The 2914-nt window shown below is 70.0% G+C and carries 2 protein-coding genes; one reads left to right on the top strand and one right to left on the bottom strand.

All coding sequences use genetic code 11. The features are described 5' to 3' along the window. The coding region (locus IF28_RS0135710) for a non-ribosomal peptide synthetase (protein WP_234325420.1) at window positions 1-2733 on the bottom strand (2733 nt) is incomplete at its 3' end. Here IF28_RS0135710 and IF28_RS40110 point away from each other — a divergent pair. Next, window positions 2725-2914: hypothetical protein (locus IF28_RS40110; RefSeq protein ID WP_234325419.1), on the top strand; the 190-nt coding region annotated here is incomplete at its 3' end. The genes IF28_RS0135710 and IF28_RS40110 overlap by 9 nt on opposite strands.

Genomic DNA, 2914 nt, shown 5'->3' with positions numbered 1-2914 from the left:
CACCCCACCCAGCACACCCCGCCAGAACTCCTCATCCACCCCCGCATCACGCGACCCCAACCACTCCGCGAACCCCCGGTACGACACCGCCTCCGACAGCGACGGTGCGGTGCCGCTCCGGCGTAGCCCGGTGCAGGCGGCGAGCAGGTCACCGAGGACGACGGGGACGCTCCACCCGTCGAAGAGCATGTGGTGCACGGTCCACAGGAGTTGATGGGTCCGCTCACCGGTGCGAATGAGCCTCAGCCGGTGAGCAGGGCCGCCACCGATGTCGAAGCCCTCGGCGCAGTCGCTGGTGATCAGTTCCTCGAGGGCGTGCGCGCGCTCCGCCTCGTCCAGATGTGACCAGTCGTCCAGCACGACCTCGGGCGTCGCGTCGTGCCATACCAGTTGCAGGGGTTGTGGCAGGTCCTGCCAGGCAACGGTCGTCCGAAGAGCGGTGTGCCGGTCGACCACCTCGCGCCAGGCGAGCTCGAAGGTGCTCCGGTCCAGATCGCCGTCGAGGTCGTAGAGGAACTGCCGCACGTAGCTGCTGGGATCGGGGTCGTAAAGGGTGTGGAACAGCATGCCCGACTGCAGTGGCGACAGTGGATAGGCATCGGCCAGCAGCACCAGACCGGTCTGCCGCTGGGCCCGGACCGCCAGTTCCCGGATTCCCCCACGATCGAGGCCGGAGAGCTGGAACGGTTCGTGATGCCGGGTCGGCGGGGCACCGGGGGTGGCCGCGGGCTCGGTCACGGCCTCGGCCAGTTGGGCGATGGTCGGGAAGGCGAAGAGCTGCCGTGGCTTCATGACCAACCCGGCGGTCGCGGCACGAGTCGCGACCTGAATCGCCAGGACCGAGTTGCCGCCCAGTTCGAAGAAGTTGTCATGGGAGCCGATGTCGTCGAGCCCCAGGACCTCTTCCCAGACGCGGGCGAGCTTCTGCTCGACCGGTCCTCGAGGGGGGACGCGGTCCTCTCCCGTCCGGGGCCTTCGGGGCTCCGGGGCGGGCAGGGCCCGGCGGTCCAACTTGCCGTTGACGGTCAGCGGCAGCGCGTCGAGTACGACGAAGGAGGCCGGCACCATGTAGGAAGGCAGCCGATCCGCGAGCGCCGCGCGCAACGCCCGGACGTCGGGGACTTCGCCGTCCTCGGGCACCACATATCCGATGAGTCTGTGGTCGCCCGGGCCGTACTCCAGGATCACCACGGCCGCGTCCCGGATTCCCGGCCTGGCGGCCAGCACGGTCTGTACCTCGCCGAGCTCGACACGATAGCCGCGGATCTTGACCTGGTCATCGATCCGGTCGATGAAGTCCAGGCTGCCGTCAGGGCGCCGGCGGGCAAGGTCACCGCTGCGGTAGAGCCGGGCTCCGGGCGGCCCGAAGGGGTCCGGTACGAATCGCTCGGCCGTCAGTGCGGGATGGCCCAGGTATCCTCGCGCCACTCCGGCCCCGCCGACGTATATCTCCCCCGCTTCTCCCGGAGCCACGGGCCGGCCGTACTCGTCGAGGAGATGGACCCGCATGTCTCCCAGAGGGCGGCCGATCGGGTTCCCGCCGTCCGCGGCCACGTCGTGCTCGGCGATGCGGTGGTAGGTCGTGTGGACGACGGTTTCGGTGATGCCGTACATGTTGACCAGCGCGGGCCGCTCCAGGCCCAGACGACGCACCCACGGGGTGAGTGACGCCATGTCGAGGCGTTCGCCCGCGAAGACCACGGCGCGCAGGGCGAGCCGCCGGATCCGTGGATCATCGGCACCCGCCGCCGCGGCCAGCGGACGGAACGCGGAGGGTGTCTGGCACAGCACGGTGACCTGGTGCCGGACCAGGAGGTCGAGGAAGTCGTCGGGGGACCGGGCGGTGTCGAAGGGCACCACGACGAGTCGCCCCCCGAAGGCGAGCGCACCCCACATCTCCCATACGGACACGTCGAACGCATAGGAATGGAACAGCGACCACACGTCATCCGGGCCGAAGCCGTAGTACCTGGAGCCCTGCGCCAGGAGTGGCGACACCTGGGCATGCGTGACACACACACCCTTGGGCGAACCGGTGGAACCGGAGGTGTAGATGATGTACGCCGAAGCGCCCGGCCCCGCGGCGGCGGCTTCGGGGTCGTCCGTGGACCGGGCGGCGACAGTTTCGGCGTCCCGGTCGAGCACCACGAGCCGGCCGTCGTACACCTGGGCGAGCCGCTCCGCGGTCTCCGACGTGGAGATCACCAGAGGACTCGCGGTGTCCTGGAGCATGTACCCCAGGCGGTCGGCAGGATGTGCCGGGTCCAGGGGGACATAGGCCCCTCCGGCCTTCAGCACCGCGAGCAGCGCGACGATCAGTTCGGGGCCCCGCTCCAGGCAGACGCCCACTACGGTCTCGGCGGCGACGCCCAGGTCCCTCAGGTGATGTGCGAGGCGGTTGGCCCGCTCGTTCAGCTCGCGGTAGGTGAGCCGCTCCTCACCGCACACGACCGCGACCGCCTCGGGCGCGCGACGTGCCTGGCGTTCGAACAACTCGTGCAGGCAGGATTCCGGCGGGAGTACCGCGTCGTCGGCGCCCTGTCGCCCGGCCCCGTACGTCCGCCCCACGTCGGCGACCGTCCCGTCCGGGTCCCCGGCCAGTTCCTCCAGCACGGTGACCAGATGGTCGAGGACCCTCTTCGCCGACGCCTCGTCGAACGACGCGAGCTCGTGTACCAGGCGCAGGGAGAGGCCCTGTTCGGCATCGACTTCGAGGAGCAGGGGGTGTCCCATGTCCGGCACTTCGGCATCGTCGTCGACCGGAGGGAACGCGTCACCGGCGGCACGGCTGCGCGGGCCGAATTTGTCGAAGGCGACGATGCTGTCGAAGAGTGGTGTGCCCGCCGGCGCACCCGCCCACCGCTGAACGTCCACCAACGCGCTGTGCTCATGCTCCCGCACCGCCAGCAACCGC

The organism is Streptomyces sp. NRRL WC-3626 (assembly GCF_000718785.1).
Taxonomy (GTDB): Bacteria; Actinomycetota; Actinomycetes; order Streptomycetales; family Streptomycetaceae; genus Streptomyces; species Streptomyces edwardsiae.
Note: the sequence above shows the minus strand (reverse complement) of the source record. Positions and strands in the feature narration are given on the sequence as shown.